The 16,257-nt window shown below is 71.9% G+C and carries 17 protein-coding genes; 2 read left to right on the top strand and 15 right to left on the bottom strand.

From position 1 onward, the window contains the following. Nucleotides 1-9: 9 nt before the first annotated feature. The 4 genes from AB0I59_RS03890 to AB0I59_RS03905 all read right to left on the bottom strand — a co-directional run bounded on the left by AB0I59_RS03890 (nucleotide 10) and on the right by AB0I59_RS03905 (nucleotide 4,802). Entirely contained in the window at nucleotides 10-2,667 is a 2,658-nt protein-coding gene (locus tag AB0I59_RS03890; RefSeq protein WP_358130588.1) for a CHAT domain-containing protein, read from the bottom strand. A 5-nt stretch (nucleotides 2,668-2,672) separates the two neighbouring features. Next, a complete protein-coding gene (locus AB0I59_RS03895) occupies nucleotides 2,673-3,143 on the bottom strand; it encodes a carboxypeptidase-like regulatory domain-containing protein (protein WP_358129736.1) in 471 nt (156 codons plus the stop codon). Continuing rightward, nucleotides 3,140-3,661: an RNA polymerase sigma factor gene (locus tag AB0I59_RS03900; RefSeq protein ID WP_061257406.1), complete on the bottom strand. Its 522-nt coding sequence runs from the start codon at nucleotides 3,659-3,661 to the stop codon at nucleotides 3,140-3,142. Before AB0I59_RS03900 ends, AB0I59_RS03895 begins: the two co-directional genes overlap by 4 nt. 76 nt (nucleotides 3,662-3,737) lie before the next feature. Further along, complete coding sequence (locus AB0I59_RS03905) at nucleotides 3,738-4,802, bottom strand: S8 family peptidase (RefSeq protein WP_358129739.1); 1,065 nt, start codon at nucleotides 4,800-4,802, stop codon at nucleotides 3,738-3,740. 192 nt (nucleotides 4,803-4,994) lie between these two features. Here AB0I59_RS03905 and AB0I59_RS03910 point away from each other — a divergent pair, with 192 nt between their 5' ends. Next, entirely contained in the window at nucleotides 4,995-5,492 is a 498-nt protein-coding gene (locus tag AB0I59_RS03910) for a DUF3145 domain-containing protein (RefSeq protein ID WP_061257407.1), read from the top strand. A gap of 270 nt (nucleotides 5,493-5,762) precedes the next feature. Here AB0I59_RS03910 and AB0I59_RS03915 read toward each other — a convergent pair whose 3' ends face one another. From AB0I59_RS03915 to AB0I59_RS03940, 6 genes are all read right to left on the bottom strand, one after another. Further along, nucleotides 5,763-7,181, bottom strand: coding sequence for an acyl-CoA carboxylase subunit beta (locus tag AB0I59_RS03915; protein ID WP_358129742.1), 1,419 nt, complete (start codon nucleotides 7,179-7,181; stop codon nucleotides 5,763-5,765). Nucleotides 7,182-7,194: 13 nt separating this feature from the next. Beyond that, nucleotides 7,195-8,427 (bottom strand): beta-ketoacyl-ACP synthase II, encoded by a 1,233-nt coding sequence (fabF, locus tag AB0I59_RS03920; protein ID WP_061257409.1) that lies wholly within the window; start codon nucleotides 8,425-8,427, stop codon nucleotides 7,195-7,197. Between the two features lie 113 nt (nucleotides 8,428-8,540). Beyond that, on the bottom strand, nucleotides 8,541-8,780 hold the full coding sequence (locus tag AB0I59_RS03925; protein WP_061257410.1) for an acyl carrier protein: 240 nt from the start codon (nucleotides 8,778-8,780) through the stop codon (nucleotides 8,541-8,543). Nucleotides 8,781-8,842: 62 nt separating this feature from the next. Continuing rightward, on the bottom strand, nucleotides 8,843-9,799 hold the full coding sequence (locus tag AB0I59_RS03930) for a beta-ketoacyl-ACP synthase III (protein WP_061257411.1): 957 nt from the start codon (nucleotides 9,797-9,799) through the stop codon (nucleotides 8,843-8,845). Further along, complete coding sequence (locus AB0I59_RS03935; RefSeq protein WP_358129746.1) at nucleotides 9,796-10,698, bottom strand: ACP S-malonyltransferase; 903 nt, start codon at nucleotides 10,696-10,698, stop codon at nucleotides 9,796-9,798. Before AB0I59_RS03935 ends, AB0I59_RS03930 begins: the two co-directional genes overlap by 4 nt. 117 nt (nucleotides 10,699-10,815) lie before the next feature. Further along, nucleotides 10,816-11,916: a PucR family transcriptional regulator gene (locus AB0I59_RS03940; RefSeq protein WP_061257525.1), complete on the bottom strand. Its 1,101-nt coding sequence runs from the start codon at nucleotides 11,914-11,916 to the stop codon at nucleotides 10,816-10,818. A gap of 218 nt (nucleotides 11,917-12,134) precedes the next feature. Between AB0I59_RS03940 and AB0I59_RS03945 the strand changes: the two genes are divergently transcribed. Next, entirely contained in the window at nucleotides 12,135-12,824 is a 690-nt protein-coding gene (locus AB0I59_RS03945) for a helix-turn-helix domain-containing protein (RefSeq protein WP_061257413.1), read from the top strand. Nucleotides 12,825-12,844: 20 nt separating this feature from the next. Here the strand turns inward: AB0I59_RS03945 and AB0I59_RS03950 are convergent, their stop codons facing one another. From AB0I59_RS03950 to AB0I59_RS03970, 5 genes are all read right to left on the bottom strand, one after another. Continuing rightward, entirely contained in the window at nucleotides 12,845-13,240 is a 396-nt protein-coding gene (locus AB0I59_RS03950) for a VOC family protein (RefSeq protein ID WP_358129749.1), read from the bottom strand. A 74-nt stretch (nucleotides 13,241-13,314) separates the two neighbouring features. Beyond that, complete coding sequence (locus AB0I59_RS03955; RefSeq protein WP_358130591.1) at nucleotides 13,315-13,863, bottom strand: ATP-dependent Clp protease proteolytic subunit; 549 nt, start codon at nucleotides 13,861-13,863, stop codon at nucleotides 13,315-13,317. 218 nt (nucleotides 13,864-14,081) lie between these two features. Then, complete coding sequence (locus tag AB0I59_RS03960; protein ID WP_061257415.1) at nucleotides 14,082-14,531, bottom strand: DUF350 domain-containing protein; 450 nt, start codon at nucleotides 14,529-14,531, stop codon at nucleotides 14,082-14,084. An 88-nt stretch (nucleotides 14,532-14,619) separates the two neighbouring features. Then, the gene (locus AB0I59_RS03965; protein WP_358129752.1) at nucleotides 14,620-15,783 is read right to left on the bottom strand and encodes a glutathionylspermidine synthase family protein; all 1,164 of its coding nucleotides are present in this window, start codon (nucleotides 15,781-15,783) and stop codon (nucleotides 14,620-14,622) included. A 12-nt stretch (nucleotides 15,784-15,795) separates the two neighbouring features. Next, the gene (locus AB0I59_RS03970; protein WP_358129755.1) at nucleotides 15,796-16,245 is read right to left on the bottom strand and encodes a hypothetical protein; all 450 of its coding nucleotides are present in this window, start codon (nucleotides 16,243-16,245) and stop codon (nucleotides 15,796-15,798) included. Nucleotides 16,246-16,257: the final 12 nt, after the last annotated feature.

A 16,257-nucleotide genomic window follows, 5' to 3' on the forward strand; every position in this document is an offset into this window, starting at 1 on the left:
GCCTGCGCGTCAGGGAGCGGACAGGCGGAGGTCCCCCCTGCCGAAGCAGACGAACCCCGCGACACCGGTCGTGCCGGATGCCAGGGCGAGCGCCTCGGCGGGAGTGCGGCCCTCTCTCAGAAGCGGGTGAAGCGCCGTCATCAGCGCGAGCGCCTCGTCGTCGCGTACGGGCACCACGCCCGCGATCACGCACCGGGCTCCCCGGTCGAGGAACGTGCCGGCCAGTCCGAGGACGGCGCCGTCCACCGGTGCGTGCGCCATGCCCGCGTCGCACGCCGAAAGGATCACCAGCCGTGGCGCCCGGCCCAGCCGGATCAGGTCGTACGCCATGAGGGGTCCGTCGTCGAGCGTGATGCGCGACAGCAGGGGACTGCGGGGGGAGAACGTCCCGTGCGCGGCGACGTGCAGCACGTCCGCGTGGCCGAGGGCGTCGAGCACCGCGGCTTTGGCCGCGTTCACCCGGATCGCTCCAGGATGGGACCGGACGACCGCCTCCACCTCGGCCTCGGCGTTCTCCAGCCCCGGACCGGCGACCGCCACGACCACCGGGTTCTCCGGGTTCTCCGGGGGAGACGATGGCTCGGGGTCGGCGAGCCAGGAGGAGGCGTTCTCGGCCACGGACACGGGACGGCCTCGCAGGGACGGGAGCAACGGCCACGGCAGGGTGTGCAGCGTGCCCGTCGGCACGATCACCACCGGGCCGCCGGGAACGTCCGCAGGGATCAGCGGCCGGTCGAACAGCTGGTGGTCGAGCATCGCCAGGTCGCATTCGAGGCCGCTCTCCGCCTGTACGTCGCGGAGGTTGCGCCTGCGCAGGGCGTATCGGACCCGCACGGTGGCCTCCGCCGCCGCGGAGTACGAGCCGCACGGCCGCAGGACACAGTGCCCGGCCGTGACCAGCACGGCGGCGAGCCGGTCCCCGTCCCGCACCAGCTCGACCAGCGTTCCCTTCGTCTCGGCCGGGAGACCCTCCAGGCGTAGGCGGCCCGGCGTTTCCCGTACGAGTTCCCGCCAGCGTTCCGAACAGGTCAGCACCGTCCAGGGATCACCCGTCTCCAGGGCGAGCCGTACGCAGAAGCCGGCGAGATCCTCGGCGGCACGTGCGGCGTACGCGCGCGCCTCGACAGCACTCGTGCCGGCCGGCCCGGCGGGGTCGTGGCAGGCGGTGTCGCGGTCCCCCGCGTCGTGGTCGGCGCTGCCCTGAATGGTGGTGCCCTGAATGGTGGTGCCTTGAGTGGCGGTGCTCTGAGTGGCGGTGCTTTGCGAGGTGGTGTCGGCACTCCCGAGCGCCGAGGGACTGCCGCCCATAGGAGGCCCCGGCGCGAGGGTCGCCGCCAGCCCGGACCAGGCCGCGGCCAGTGCGCCGCGCACGTCCCCGTCGAGGTGCAGCCGCGTGGCCAGCGCGTGCTGCCGGACCATCGTCCGGGCCGGGGAGGCGATCAGGATCCCGAGCTGGGCGTGGGCCATCCGCCGCTCGCCCAGCCGCAGGGCCGTCTCGGCGGCGGTCAGGCGCAGCGCCGCCGCCTCGGAGAGGCAGCCGCCGTTCTCGAGGTCCCCCACGCAGGCCAGCAGCTCGTCCAGCAGATCACGGTTCGGCTGTTCCCGCGCGAGCCGGGCACGGAGCACCACCTCGGTCGCGAGCGGGACCCGGGCGGTCCGGCCCTGGCGGATCAGCTCCGATCGGGCCGCCTCGGCGGAGCCGCGGGCATCGGCGGCTCCGGTGAGCAGTTCGACCTGGGCGAGCAGCAGCCAGGCGTCCGCCAGCCCGGCCTGTGCCCCTGAGGCGGCCAGGTCCGCGACGACCCGCGCGAGGAGCGTCCTGGCCTCACCGAGCCGCCGCGCCGCCACCAGCGCCTGCGCGAAGTCGGTGCGCATCACGGCCAGCCGCTCGGGATACCCGAACAGCGTTCCCTCCGCGGCCCGGTACCTCTCGAAGGCTCCCGGGATGTCACCACGCCTGGCCGCCACGAACGGCAGGTTCCCCTCGGCGAGCATCGCGAGGTGGTCGAGCCCGGCGGTCCTGGCGATCCGGACGCACGCCGAAAGGTCCGTCTCCGCCCTGTCGAAGTCCTCCAGATAGGTGTGGGCGACGCCCCTGTTGAGCAGCCCGCCCGCGTGGAATCTCGGATCACCGTCCAGCATCCCGAGCGCGCGGTCGCAGTGCCGTACCGCGTCACCGAAGCGGCCGAGCAGGATGAGCGCGGCGGAGCGCTGGACGTCCAGCCTGGCGAGGTCGGTGCCGGTGAGGTCGCGTTCCGCGAGCTCGGCCAGCCGCAGCCCGCCCTCGGGGTCGCCGAGCTCCGCGACCACCGTCACCAGCGACATCCGTGCCTGCGCGACCCGGCTGGGGAAAGCCGCTCCCTCGGAAACGGCCTGTTCCAGCCGTTCCAGGGCGAGATCGATGTCGCCCAGCTCACGCGCCGCCAGGGCCGCCGCCCGCAGGGCCACCGGCACCGCCTCGGCGTGCCGCGGGTCCGGCGTCCCGGACGGTACGGCTCGCGCCTCGGCCAGGACGGTTCGCGCCTCGGACTCGGCGAGTTCGGGATCGGTTCCGGACAACCAGACCGCCCGCTCGGCCCTGGCCACCAGGGTGGTCGTGTCCTCGCCGCCTCCGCCGTGCTGCCCGGACGCCCATGGGCGGACGCCGTACGCCCGGCCGGAATCCACGGTGGTCAATCGCGGACGTGGAGCCAGCGCGTGGCCACCGGAGCCAGGCCCGGCCGGTGGCAGACCACACTGATCCAGCCGGAGGGCAGTCCGGCCACCGCGAAGTGGCCGGACTCGGACGGCGTGCGCGTCTCGCCGGCGCCGGGGGTGCGTACCTCGACCCGGGCCCCCGGACCGGGAGCGGGGGACACCTGACCGGCCACGTCGAGGCGGCCGTCGGTGACGGTCACCTCGACGTCGAGGGTGATGCCGTCGGCGCCGAACCGGTGCATCGCGGGGTCCCCCTCGGACCGCGCGCCCACGACCGCCCCGATCTCGTACGGCGCCGCCACGACGCCTCCGGGCAGCCGCAACGAGTAGGCGTCCCTGGCGGCGTCTGACACGCGGCCGGGCACGGGATCCACGCCGGCGGCCATCCGCAACGCGGCCAGCAGGTAATCGGGCAGGTGGTCGTCGGGCAGGCCGTCGTCGGTCACCGGTCCTCCTCGATGAGCGCCCTCAACCGGGACATGCAGCGGGACCGGGTGGGTCCGATGCTCCCTATCGGGAGGCCGAGGCGCATGGAGATCTGGGCGTACTTCGCGTCGGGGTTGAGCGCGTACAGGCGGAGCAGCGACCGGCACGGCTCGGCCAGCCCGTCCAGCAGCAGCCAGAGCCGCCGGCCGACGTCGGCGTTCACCACGGACGCCGCCGGATCGGGGACGACCGCGTCGGTGAGCGCGGATGGTCCCGGCCGTTCTCCCCGTGACCGCCGGGCGAGCCGGACCGCCTCGTGCCGCGTCGTCGTGACCAGCCAGGCGCCGACGCGCTCGGGATCGCGGATGCCGTCCAGGTTTTCGACCATCCGCAGCCAGGCGCCCTGGACGGCGTCGGCCGCGTCGGCGGGGCCGAGCCCGCAGGCGCGGGCCACCGCCCACATCCGGCCGCCGAAGCGGGTGACGAGCTCCTCCCAGGCCGCCTGGTCCAGGCCGGTGAGGGTCTTCTCTGAAGGCATCTTCGTGACTCTGCGCGTCGGAGAGGATTCGAATGGTGATCACCATAGCGGTCGGGCCGCCTCCTGGCGGTGGCTTTCACCTGACCGGCTCCGCCGGTGTCCCTTCGTGCTCGTGCCGCCGCCGCACCACGATGCCCAGGCCGGGAACGCGCCCGCCCTCGCGAAGCGCGTGCCGTACGGCGCGGGCGGGCGGCATCTCGCGGCAGAGACGGGCCACCGTCGCGCTGACGATCGCGGCGGCGAAGGACGTGCCGCTCCATGTGGCGTAGCCGTGGAAGGCCGCATGCTCCAGGAAGCTGCTCGTCAGGCCCACCCCCTGGGCGCAGGCGTCCACCCATGCGCCGTGCGCGGAGAACGCGGCGACGGCGTCTCCGTCGAGCGCCCCCACGGCGACCACCTCCGGCAGCGCCGCCGGCCAGAACGGGCGGGAGGAGGAGGTGTTCCCCGCGCACGCGACGACCGCCGGGAAGGCGCGCAACGCCTCGGCCAGCCCCAGCGGCGGCTCGTCGTCCACGGTGTAACCGCCGAAGGAGAGGTTCAGGACGTCGACGCGCTCGCCTTCGAGCCGGGCGAGCGCGCGAAGCAGGGTGGCCTGGTCGCTCACCCCGTGGCTGTCGAGGACCCGTACCGCGTGCAACCGGACGCCGGGCGCCTCCCGCAGGATCAGCCCCGCCGTGAACGTGCCGTGCCCGGCCTGCTCGTCGAGCGTCCCGTCGCCGTCGGAGTCGGGGGTCTCCGCGATCTCGTCCCGGTACCACTCGGTGAGCCACGGGTGCGGGGCGAGCCCCGTGTCCAGCACGCCGACGGTGACGTCCCACGACTCCCCCCGCTCGTACGGCACGGCCTGCGCGGGGACGGGTGCGCCCCCGGGGCCGCCGAACAGCAGCGGCTGCCCGAGGAAGACGTGGTTGGGCGAGGCCCGAAGCCCCCGGTCGCACAGCCCGGCCGCGAGGTCGACCACGTCGACGTCGGGAGACAGCCGTACGTGATGGACCGGGCCGGCGGGAGTCGCGTCGACGGCCCACCGGGAGACGGCGCTCAGCGACGAGGTGATCAGTTCCCCGGGGCGGATGAGGGCGGGGCATCCGGGCCGGGGTTCGACGAGCCGGTGCGGCGGGGGACCGCTGGAGAATGGGCGCATGGGGGTGGCCCTTCGCTTGGCGAATCTTACTCGGTGTAGTTTTCCCGATACGAATCGTTGTCAAGCGTGAATCGGTATGACCCCCCTCTGGTGCCTGGCTGCGACGGACGGTAGTCTCTCCTTCAGTCACTTGTGATCATCCCAGTGTGAGGCCGTTGGGGAAGGCGCACCTCATGCGATTTGGGAGGTCCGGTGGCAGCTGCTCGTGGCGTGCTGTACGTCCACTCGGCTCAGCCTGCGTTGTGCCCGCATATCGAGTGGGCCGTCGCAGGCGTTCTTGGCGTTCCCGTCGACCTGACGTGGACCGCCCAGCCTGCCGCGCCCGGGGCTGTGCGCGCCCAGGCCGAGTGGGAAGGTCGTCCGGGGACGGCGGCGGCGGTCACCTCGTCGCTCATGGCCTGGCAGCGCATCCGGTTTGAGATCACCGAGGACGCCTCGCCGGGCATCGACGGGTCCCGACATGCCTACACGCCGACGCTGGGTGCCTTCACGGCCGTCGTCGGCGCGAGTGGCGACATCCTGATCCCCGAAGATCGGCTACGCAACGTCATGCTCATGGCGACGCAGGGCCGGGCCGTTCTGGAGGACGAGCTCGACCGCCTGCTCGGCAAGCAGTGGGATGAGGAGCTCGAGTCCTTCCGGTACGCCGGGGAGGGCGCTCCCGTCCGCTGGCTGCACGCCGCCGTCTGACCCACCCTCGAGGAGCCGCGCGGTCGCCGGAGCCGCGCGCCCCGGGCGCGGGCAGGAGAACCGACCGCGGACACGACAGAAGGCGCCGGTCCAGTCACTGGACCGGCGCCTGTCTCGTCGCCGTGCTGTCGCGCCGCTGGCGGGGGTCGTCCCGCTACGGGGCCCCTCGCCGGGCGGTCACCCGGCGGGCGGTCACCCGGCGGGCGGTCACCCGGCGGGCGGTCACCCGGCGGCGGCGCGGGATCCTCGGTCGTCCTTACTCGTCCCCGGTCAGAGCGGGATGTTGCCGTGGGCGCCACGCGCCGGGGTGGCCTGGGCCAGGATCTTGGCGATCGCGCCCCTGGTCTTCGCCGGCTCGATCACCTCGTCGACGACGCCCAGGTCGATGGCGCGGTCGAGGCCGCCCGCGATCTTCTCGTGTTCGTCGGCCAGCCTGGCCTCCAGCTCCGCGCGCTCCTCGTCGGGCGCGGCGGCGAGTTCGCGTCGCTTGAGGACGCGGACCGCCGCCACGGCGCCCATCACGGCCACCTGGGTGGTCGGCCAGGCGAAGACGCGGGTCGCGCCGAGAGCGCGGGAGTTCATCGCGATGTAGGCGCCGCCGTACGCCTTGCGGGTGACCACCGTGATCCGCGGCACCGACGCCTCGGCGAAGGCGTGCAGCAGCTTGGCGCCACGCCGTACGACACCGTCGTGCTCCTGGCCCACGCCGGGGAGGTAGCCGGGCACGTCGACGAGGACCACCAGCGGCACCCCGAAGGCATCGCACATCCGGACGAACCGGGCGGCCTTCTCCGCCGAGGTGGAGTCCAGGCACCCGCCGAGCCGCAGCGGGTTGTTGGCGATGACGCCGACCGTGCGACCGCCGAGCCGGCCGAGGGTGGTGACGATGTTGGGCGCCCACTTGGGGTGCAGCTCGACACCGGCCTCGTCCAGAAGTCCGTTGACGAGGGGGTGCACGTCGTACGCGCGGCGCGGGTTGTCCGGCAGCAGCGTGCTGAAGTCGACCTCGTCGACGTCGCGGACCCGGCCCTGGTGGCCGAGCAGCGACGCGAGCTGGCGGGCCTTGAGCAGGGCGTCGGCCTCGGTCTTGGTGACCACGTGCACGACGCCGCTGCGCTTGCTGTGCGGCTCGGGGCCGCCCAGCGAGGCCATGTCGATCTCCTCGCCGGTGACGCTGCGGACGACGTCCGGGCCGGTGACGAAGATGCGGCCGTTGTCGGCCAGGATCACGATGTCGGTGAGGGCGGGACCGTACGCCGCGCCTCCGGCCGCCGGGCCGACGACGACGGAGATCTGCGGGACGACGCCCGACGCCTTCGTCATGGCGGCGAACACGCGGCCCACGGCGTGCAGCGACTCGACGCCCTCGGCCAGCCGTGCGCCGCCGGAGTGCCAGACACCGATCACCGGGACGCGCTCGCGCACCGCCACGTCGTACGCGTGCACGATGTGCTCGCAGCCCTCGCTGCCCATCGCGCCGCCCTGGACCCGGGCGTCGCTGCAGAAGGCGACCACCGGAACGCCCTCGATGCGGCCGGTGACCGCCAGCACGCCACTCTTGTCCTCGGGCGTGATCAGTCGGATGGAACCCTCGTCGAGCAGGTGGCCGAGCCGTACCTGGGGATCACGGGGGTCGGCGGCCTCCCCGTCGGAGGCCGCGGTCCCCACCGTGTTGTCAAGCACAGTCATCTGGGGCTCCCAGTCACACAGAGGTGAAGGCCACGGCGACGTTGTGCCCGCCGAACCCGAACGAGTTGTTGATCGCGGCGAGCTGGCCGCCGTCGAGCTTCCGGGGTTCGCCGCGGACGAGGTCGATCTCGATGCCGTCGGCGGGGTCGTCGAGGTTGGCGATGGCCGGCACGATCCGCTCGTGCAGGGCCAGGATGGTGAAGATCGACTCGATGCCGCCCGCGCCGCCGAGAAGGTGGCCGGTCATCGACTTGGTGGCGGTGACGATCGCGTGGCTCCCGAGGGCCTCCTTGATCGCCCGGGCCTCGATCTCGTCGCCGACCGGAGTCGACGTGGCGTGCGCGTTCACGTGGGCGACGTCAGCGGGGGCGAGACCCGCGTCCTTGAGCGCGCGGAGCATGGCCTCCCGGCCACCCCGGCCCTCCGGCTCGGGCCCGGTGATGTGGTAGGCGTCGCTGGAGTAGCCGACGCCGGCCGCCTCGGCGTAGATGCGGGCGCCGCGGGCGCGGGCGTGCTCCTCGGACTCCAGCACCACGATGCCGGCGCCCTCGCCGAGCACGAAGCCGTCGCGGCCCTTGTCGAACGGGCGGGAGGCCCGCTCGGGCTCGTCGTTGCGGGTGGACATGGTGCGGGCCGCGGCGAACGACGCCACGTTGAGGCCGTGGATCGCCGCCTCGGTGCCGCCCGCGACCACGATGTCGGCGCGGCCGGAGCGGATCATGTCGACGCCGTAGCCGATGGACTCGGCGCCGGTGGCGCAGGCGCTGACCGTGGAGTGCGCCCCCGCCTTGGCGCCCAGCTCGATGCTGATCCAGCCGGCGGAGCCGTTCGGCATGAGCATGGGCACGGTGAACGGCGACAGCCGGTTCCAGCCCTTCTCGCGGTACAGGTCGTAGGCGGAGAGGATCGTGCCGATGCCGCCGATGCCGCTGCCGACCACCACACCGAGGCGCTCGCCGTCGACCTCAGGCGCGCCGGCGTCCTGCCAGGCCTGCCTGGCGGCGATCAGGGCGAACTGCTCGGCGCGGTCCAGCCGCCGGGCTTCCGGCCTGGGCAGCACCTCACTGGGATCCACCGCCGCCACACCGGCGAACCTCACCGGCACCGTGTCGACCCAGTCGTCGGTGATGGGGCGCATTCCCGACCGCCCGTCGAGGAGCGCCGACCAGGTCGAGGCGACGTCTCCACCGAGGGGCGTCGTCGCGCCGAGCCCGGTGACAACGACACGTACCCGGTTCGTACTCACTTGTGTGCACTCCTCTTGATTGGTCGTCCATGTGAATGTGCCGCGACACGGCACATTCACGAAGCCCGTGTGATGGTGGGGACCGCCGGGCTTCCGCTCGGCGGTCTCCGGGGTCAGGCCTGGATGAAGTTGATGACGTCCTTGACGGTCTTCAGGTGCTTGAGCTGGTCGTCGGGGATCTCGACGCCGAACTCGTCCTGGGCGGCGACGGCGATCTCGACCATGGAGAGCGAGTCGATGTCGAGGTCGTCCACGAAGTTCTTCTCCGGGGAGACCTCGGCCGCCGGGATGCCGGTGATCTCATTGATGATCTTGCCGAGGCCGGCGAGGATCTCCTGCTCGGTCACTGCCATGTCGCGATTTCTCCTTGAATTTTCGGATTTTTCAGTGTTTGTACGGCGGGCCGTACAAAGTGTTAGGGGATCTCGATGACCTGACCGGCGTAGGTGAGCCCGGCACCGAAACCGAGCAGCAGGGCCAGCCCGCCGGACTGCACCTCGCCGCGCTCGATCATGCGGGAGAGCGCCAGCGGGATCGAGGCCGCGGAGGTGTTGCCCGCGAGCACGATGTCCCTGGCGATCACGGCGTTGTCGGCGCCCAGCTTGCGGGCGATCGCCTCGATGATCCGCAGGTTGGCCTGATGGGGGACGAAGGCGCTGAGCTCGGCGGGGTCCACGCCCGCACGCTCGCACGCCAGCTTCGCCACCGGGTGAAGCGCGGTCGTGGCCCAGCGGAACACCGTCTGGCCTTCCTGGTGCAGGAAGGAGTTGCGGTTCGCGACGGCGATCGCGTCGAACTTGTCCCCGGCGCTGCCCCAGACGACCGGGCCCACCCTGGGCGTGTCCGACGGGCCCACCACAGCGGCGCCCGCGCCGTCCGCGAAGATCACCGACGTGGCGCGGTCGTCCCAGTCGATCCACTGGGTGAGCTTCTCGGTGCCGACGACCAGCACGTGCGTCGCCGACCCGGCGCGTACGGCGTCGGCCGCCGCGGACAGGGCGTAGCAGAACCCGGCGCAGGCCGCGTTCACGTCGAACGCGCCCGGGGCGTCGATGCCGAGCCGGTGGGCGACCCGCGCCGAGGCGTTCGGGATCTGCGCCTCCAGCGTGCAGGTGGCGACGATCACGAGGTCGATGTCGGCGCTGGACAGCCCGCTCGCCGCCAAGGCCTTGCCGCCCGCCTGGACCGCGAGGTCGATCTCCGACTCGTTCGGCCCGGCGACGCGCCGCTCCTTGATGCCGACCCGGCTCTGGATCCACTCATCGTTGGTGTCGATCCGCTTGGCGAGGTCGTCGTTGGTCACGATGTCGGCCGGCTGGTAGCCGCCGAACGCGAGGATCTTGGCCCCCTGAGCCCCCTGGGACAGCTTCACTGCTCGTTCAACCCCTCTCGGACGGCTTCCAGATCCTCGGGCGTCTTGAGGGCGAAGGTGCGCACGCCCTTCAGTCCCCGCTTGGCCAGACCGGTCAGCGTACCGCCAGGAAGCAGCTCGATCATCGTCGTGACCCCGAGGTCCGCCATCGTCGCCATGCAGGCGTCCCACCGGACCGGGTTGCTGACCTGGTCGATCAGGCGGCGGAGGTACTCCGCGCCGCTCGCCACGGCGGCGCCGTCCGCGTTGGACAGCAGCGTGGTGCGCGGGTCGGCGGGGGTGAGGCCCGCGGCGGCCGCGCGGAGGTCGTCGACCGCCGGGGCCATGTGCACCGTGTGGAAGGCGCCCGCCACGGAGAGCGGGATCAGGCGGGCCCGCTGCGGCGGCTCCTCCTTGAACGCCGCGAGCTGCTCCAGAGTGCCGCCCGCGACGATCTGACCGGCTCCGTTGATGTTGGCCGGGGTGAGGCCGTGCTTGTCGATGGCGGCGAGCACGTCGTCCTCGACGCCGCCGAGCACCGCGGTCATGCCGGTCTCGGTGACGGCGGCGGCCTTGGCCATCGCCTGGCCGCGCACCCGGACCAGGTCCAGCGCCTGCTCCGGGCGGAGCACTCCGGCGATCGCGGCGGCGGCGAGTTCCCCGACGCTGTGTCCGGCGACCAGATCCGGAGCGACGCCGAGCGCGTCGAAGGACGCGAGCGCGGCCGCCACGAGCAGCGGCTGCGCGACGGCGGTGTCACGGATCTCGTCCGCGCTCGCCGTGGTCCCGTACGCGATCAGGTCGAGGCTCACGATCTCGGACCAGGCGGAGAGCCGGTCCCGGAAACCGGGGATCTCAAGCCATGGACTCAGGAATCCTGGGGTCTGGGCGCCTTGGCCCGGAGAGACGATGACGAGCACATCCCCAACCCTGCCCTGTAGGGGTTCGCCACAGAGATGGAGATCCGGACGAAGTTTGCGGTGATCGCCTTGTAGGGAACCTACAGTCGTGGTTTCCCCATGGTTAACGCCATACGGCTATGTGAGGGTCAGGCGACCGAGAATGAGCCCGACTTGCAAAGTGAAGGCCGACCTGCCCTCCGTCGGCTGGTAGCCGGTGAGCTCCGTGATCTTCCGCAGCCGGTATCTCACGGTGTTCGGGTGGACGAAGAGCAGCCGGGCGGTGGCCTCCAGGGACGTCCCCTGCTCCAGGTAGGTCGCGAGCGTGTCCAGCAGAGGCGTCCCGGCGAGGGGAGTGTAGACGTTCTCCACGAGTTGCGCCCGGGCCGCCGCGTCCCCGTCGATCGCGCGTTCGGCCAGCAGATCCTCGGCCAGCACGGGACGCGGAGCGTCCGGCCAGCCCGCCGCCGCGCGCAGCCCCGCGATGGCCGCGCGGGCCGAACCGGCGGCCGCGTGCAGGTCGGGCACCTCCGGACCGATCACGATCGGTCCGGGCCCGAACCGGGGCACCACGCTGCGCGCGGCGTCCTTGATGCTGTCGGCGCCGCCCACGATGACGATCAGCCGGTCGCCCTGCACGCCCGCGAGGAGGTCGTAGCCCACGCGGCGGCCCCTGTCGCGCAGCCCGTCGATGACGCTCTGCGGTTCGTCGCCCGGGGTGTGACCGGCGAAGACCACGACGGGAGCCGACGTCCAGCCGAGCGCCGCCGCCCACGAGTGGAGCCCGTCGTCCACCTTGCCGCGGACCAGCGCGTCCACGATGAGCGCCTCCAGCCGCGCGTCCCAGGAACCGCGCGCCTCGGCCTCCCGGGCGTACACCTGCGCGGCGGCGAAGGCGACGTCCCTGGTGTAGCGCAACATGGCCTGGCGCAGTAGGTCCTCGCCGCCGGGGCAGGCCAGCTCCTCGACCTGCGCCTCGACCACCTCGACGACGATGCGGATCATGTCCACGGTCTGCTGGAGCGAGACGTTGCGCTTCAGCTCGCGCGGCGCGGTGCCGAAGAACTCTATGTTGGGGATCGGCCGTCCCTCCCCGGCGTGCCCGAACCAGTCCACGAACGCGGCGATCCCGGCCTGGGCGACGAGGCCGACCCAGGATCTGTCCTCGGCCGACAGAGCGCGGTACCAGGGGAGCTGATCCTCCATCCGCGCCATGGCAGCGGTTCCCAGGCTGCCCATCGCGCGGTCGAGCCGTCGTGCGGTGTCCTTGCGCGCCCTGTCGTCCGGTTGGCCGATCTCGTCGGCGGCCCGGATGACAGGGACGCTGTTCTTGCTTGCTGGCTCGCTCCGCTCGGTCACGGTTCTAGCGTGCCAGGTCACCGCCGATGCTGTGGCCAGGGACGGTGTGGCGGTCCCCACCCGGGCGTGCCACGCCGTACGGGTGGAATGCTGGGGGCATGTACCGCGAGAGGACGTCACGCGTGCCCGGGGCGGTGGTCTGGCGGCGCCCCGGGCCGAGCCCCGGAACGGTGCTGCGCATCCTCCCGGACGGCTGCATGGACCTGATCTGGGTGAAGGGCGAGCTGATCGTGGCCGGACCGGACCCGGTCGCCCACCTCACGACGGGGACGCGGGACGCGGCCGGCTACACGGGTTTGCGGTTCGCGCCGGGCACCGCCCCCGCCGTACTCGGCGTGCCCGCGGACGAGCTGCGCGGCCGGCGGGTGCCGCTGGCCGACCTGTGGCCGGAGGCGCGGGTACGGCGGCTCGCCGAGCGTGTCCACGAGGCGCCGGATCCGGGCGCCGTGCTGGAGGAGGCGGCCCTCGATCGGCTCGGGCGGGCCGACCGGCCGGATCCCGCCGTCCAGGGCATCGTGGCCCTGCTGCGCGAGGGGACGCCGGTCGCGGCCGTGGCGGACACGGTGGGTCTGAGCGAGCGTCAGCTGCGCCGGCGATGCGTGCCGGCGTTCGGATACGGACCGAAGACCCTCATGCGGATCCTGCGGATGGACCGGGCCGTCGCCCTGGCCAGGACCGGCGTGCCGCACGCCGATGTGGCGGCCGGTACGGGGTACGCCGACCAGGCCCACCTCGCGCGTGAGGTGAAGGCCCTGACCGGCGTCCCGCTCGGCGTCCTGATCGCCTAGCGCTTGGCCGTCCCCGTCCGTCAGGAGGGGAGCGGCGCGAAGAGGTCCACGCCGTTGCCGTCCGGGTCGTGGACGATGGCGTAGCGCTGGCCCCAGAAGGCGTTCCAGGGCTCCTTGTGCCCGTCGTACCCTGCCTTGACGAGATCGTCGTACACGCGGTCGACCTCCGCGGGATCGGCGCAGGCGAAGGCCAGGGAGACGCGGGTGCCCTCGCCGGGCGGGGTCCAGCCGGGGTCGAACGAGCGGATCGTGTCCACGGTGTCCCAGGCGATCCGGAGCCCGCCGGGGAGTGTCGCCTCGACGTGCGGCTCGGAGTCCGCCTCCGCGGGGACGTCCAGGCCGAGCCGCCGGTAGAAGGCCAGCGCCGCGCCCATGTCCGCGACGACGAGGCCGATGAGGTTGAAAGTCGGTGCCATGGTCCCCGACCTTAGGAGCCGGGAGCGACGTCCGTCTTGAACGAATCGGACATCTCGGAAGGGATCTCGCGCGACTACGCGCCGACCCGGGCCGTGGTGGTGATCACATGGTCGACGAAGCCGTACTCCCTGGCCTCCTCGGCCGTGAACCAGCGGTCGCGGTCGGAGTCCTTCTCGATGCGCTCCAGCGACTGGCCGGTGTGGTGCGCGATCCGCTCGGCGAGCAGCTTCTTCGTGGCGAGCATCTGCTCGGCCTGGATCCTGATGTCGGTCGCGGTACCGCCGATGCCGCCGTGCGGCTGGTGCATGATGATCCGCGCGTGCGGCAGGGCGTAACGCTTTCCCGGCGCGCCGGCGCAGAGAAGGAGCTGCGCCATGGAGCCGGCGATTCCCATCGCGACCGTGCTGACGTCGTTCGGAATATGGTGCATCACGTCATAAAGGGCCAATCCCGCGGATACCGAGCCGCCGGGAGAATTGATGTAGAGGCGGACGTCGGCCTGGGAGTCCTCGGCGCTGAGCAGGAGGAGTTCCATCGAGATGCGGTTGGCGATCTCGTCGTCCACCTCCTGCCCGAGGACGACGATGCGGCTCCGCAGCAGCCTCTGGTCGAGAGAGTCGATCGCGACCGGGCCGTGCTCACCTCCGGTCCTGCCCGACTGGCGCGCGTACGGGAAGGGCGAGTGTTGCGAAGGGGACGTCACCGTGTCACCTGGCTTCCAAGGAAAGATCGCTGTTCCGCCGACGGTAACCCGCGTTTTCCCGGAAAAGGATCGGGTTTCGCCGTCGGCAATTCCCCTGGCGGCGTATTCAGCCCACGGTGAATATCCGCGATTCATTGTCAGACGACGGCTACGGCGGTGATCAGGCCGATCGCGACGTGCGTGGCGGAGAGCAGGATCGTGGCCGGCTGGAGCGCGGATTCGCTGACCAGCGACCGGACCGAGATGCCGACGATCCGGTCGAAGGCGATCATCCCGACCGTCTGTACGGCGATGCCGACCAGGCCGAAGACCAGGGTGGCGAGCAGCCCCTCCCGCAGCGCGCCGCCCGACGACCAGATGGACGCGGCGACGATCAGGCCGACCGCGACGAGGCCGGAGGCGGTCAGCGCGGTCGCGTTGGGGTTGCGCTCCTCGCGGATGAGCCTGCTGAGCCGTCCGGGAATCGCCATGTCGATCACGTAGAACCCGGCGACGAGCAGCAGCACGCCGAGGACGGCGTACGCGGTGATCGCCAACGCTCCGTGGCCGAGCACCTCGGCGAAGGGGGTGGACTGGGTGGTCAACATGGCTCCTTGTCGGGGGCGGGCCGTTCCGGTGATCGGAAGGCTTCAGGTGCTTCGGTGGACTTCGGGGTAGGTGAATGGGTCGGCACGATCAGGCCGGCTCGATTCGGTGCGGGATGAACGAGGAGGTGTCATCGGTGATCAGCCCCGACGTCTCGCGGATCCCGAGCCCGGCGGACTCGTCCTCGACCATCCAGGCGCCCAGCACCGGACGCCACCCGTCGAAGTCCGGCAACGGCAGGAACTCCTGGTAGACGAACCCCTCGGAGCCGTAGTCCCCTGAGGTCGAAAGCGCGAGCTCCGGCGCCACGACGCGCATGGAGGCGCCTTCGCGCCCGAGCAACGGTTTCTGGATATATCCGGATATGTCGCGCGGGCCGTCCAGGTACGCCGGGAGCAGGTTGGGATGCCCCGGATACAGCTCCCAGAGGATCGCCAGCAGTGCCTTGTTGGACAGCAGCATCTTCCACAGGGGTTCGATCCACGTCATGGTCCGCTGCTGGCCGACGGCGTGCGTGCCGAAGGGTTCGGCGACCATCCACTCCCACGGATAGAGCTTGAAGAGCGACCGGATCACGCGGTACTCCGTGTCGACGAAGCGCCGGTTGAGCTGGTCCCAGCCGATGTCCTCCATGGCGACGGCCACCGTCTTCAGCCCGGCCTGGTCGGCGGTCTCCTGCAGGTAGCCGAGCGTCATCGCCTCCTCGCCCGTCTCGTCCGCGCTGGTCCAGGCGAAGTGGGCGGGACCGGTCGGCAGCCCCGGGGCGAGGGCCCGCCAGCGGTCGACGAGCCGCTCGTGGATCGAGTTCCACTGGTCGCCGTCCGGATAAACGTCCTTCAGCCAGAACCACTGCACCACCGAGCTCTCAACCAGGCTCGTGGGGGTGTCGGCGTTGTACTCCAGCAGCTTCGCCGGGCCCGTGCCGTCGTATCGCAGGTCGAACCGGCCGTACAGGTGCGGGTCCCGGCGCCGCCACGACTCCGCCACGGCCGTACGGCAGTACGGCGGGATCGCGAAGTCGGCCAGGCGGTCATGGGCGACGACGTGCTCCACCGCGGCCAGGCACATCCGGTGGAGCTCCTCGACCTGGTTCTCCAGGTCGAGGACCTCGTCCATCGTGAAGACGTAGTGGACGCTCTCGTCCCAGTAGGGCCGGTCGAGGTCGCCGGGATGGGCCGAGCGATGGAAGGCGAGTCCCTGGGACTCGATCGTGGCCGCCCAGTTCTCGCGCGGGATCGATGGTTCACGTCTCATCGGCGCGCGCGGTCAGCTTCCGCCGCCGGAGTGGAACCCGAACCCGCCACGCTGCACCACACGGCCGGACCGTGTGGTGATCTGCGCGTCCGACGGCTTCAGCGTCGTCCCCCGCCCGACCCGGCCCCCGGTGCGCTGGCCCCCGTAGTACCAGCCGTACGCGCCGCGTGAGCCGTGGTAGTGGTAATGGGACTCGTCGCAGTAGTCGTCGTCCACCACGACGTAGGAGCCGTCGGGGTTCTGGCTGTTGAGGTCCACGCAGTCGGCGCCGACCTCCTCGTAGCGGTCCTGTTGCGCCGCGCAGAACCCGACCACGAGCAGGGACAACACGGCGACGGCGCCCAGCTTGACGGCGCCCGACGACATGCCGCGCGGCTTCGGCGGGTCCGCGGCCATCGGATGCGGTGAGTCCATCGCCATCGGATGACGCGGTGTGCGGGGGTTCTCCCCAGGGGCGGTCATCGGGCTCCTGTT

Source organism: Microtetraspora glauca (genome assembly GCF_040656155.1).
Classification (GTDB): domain Bacteria; phylum Actinomycetota; class Actinomycetes; order Streptosporangiales; family Streptosporangiaceae; genus Microtetraspora; species Microtetraspora glauca.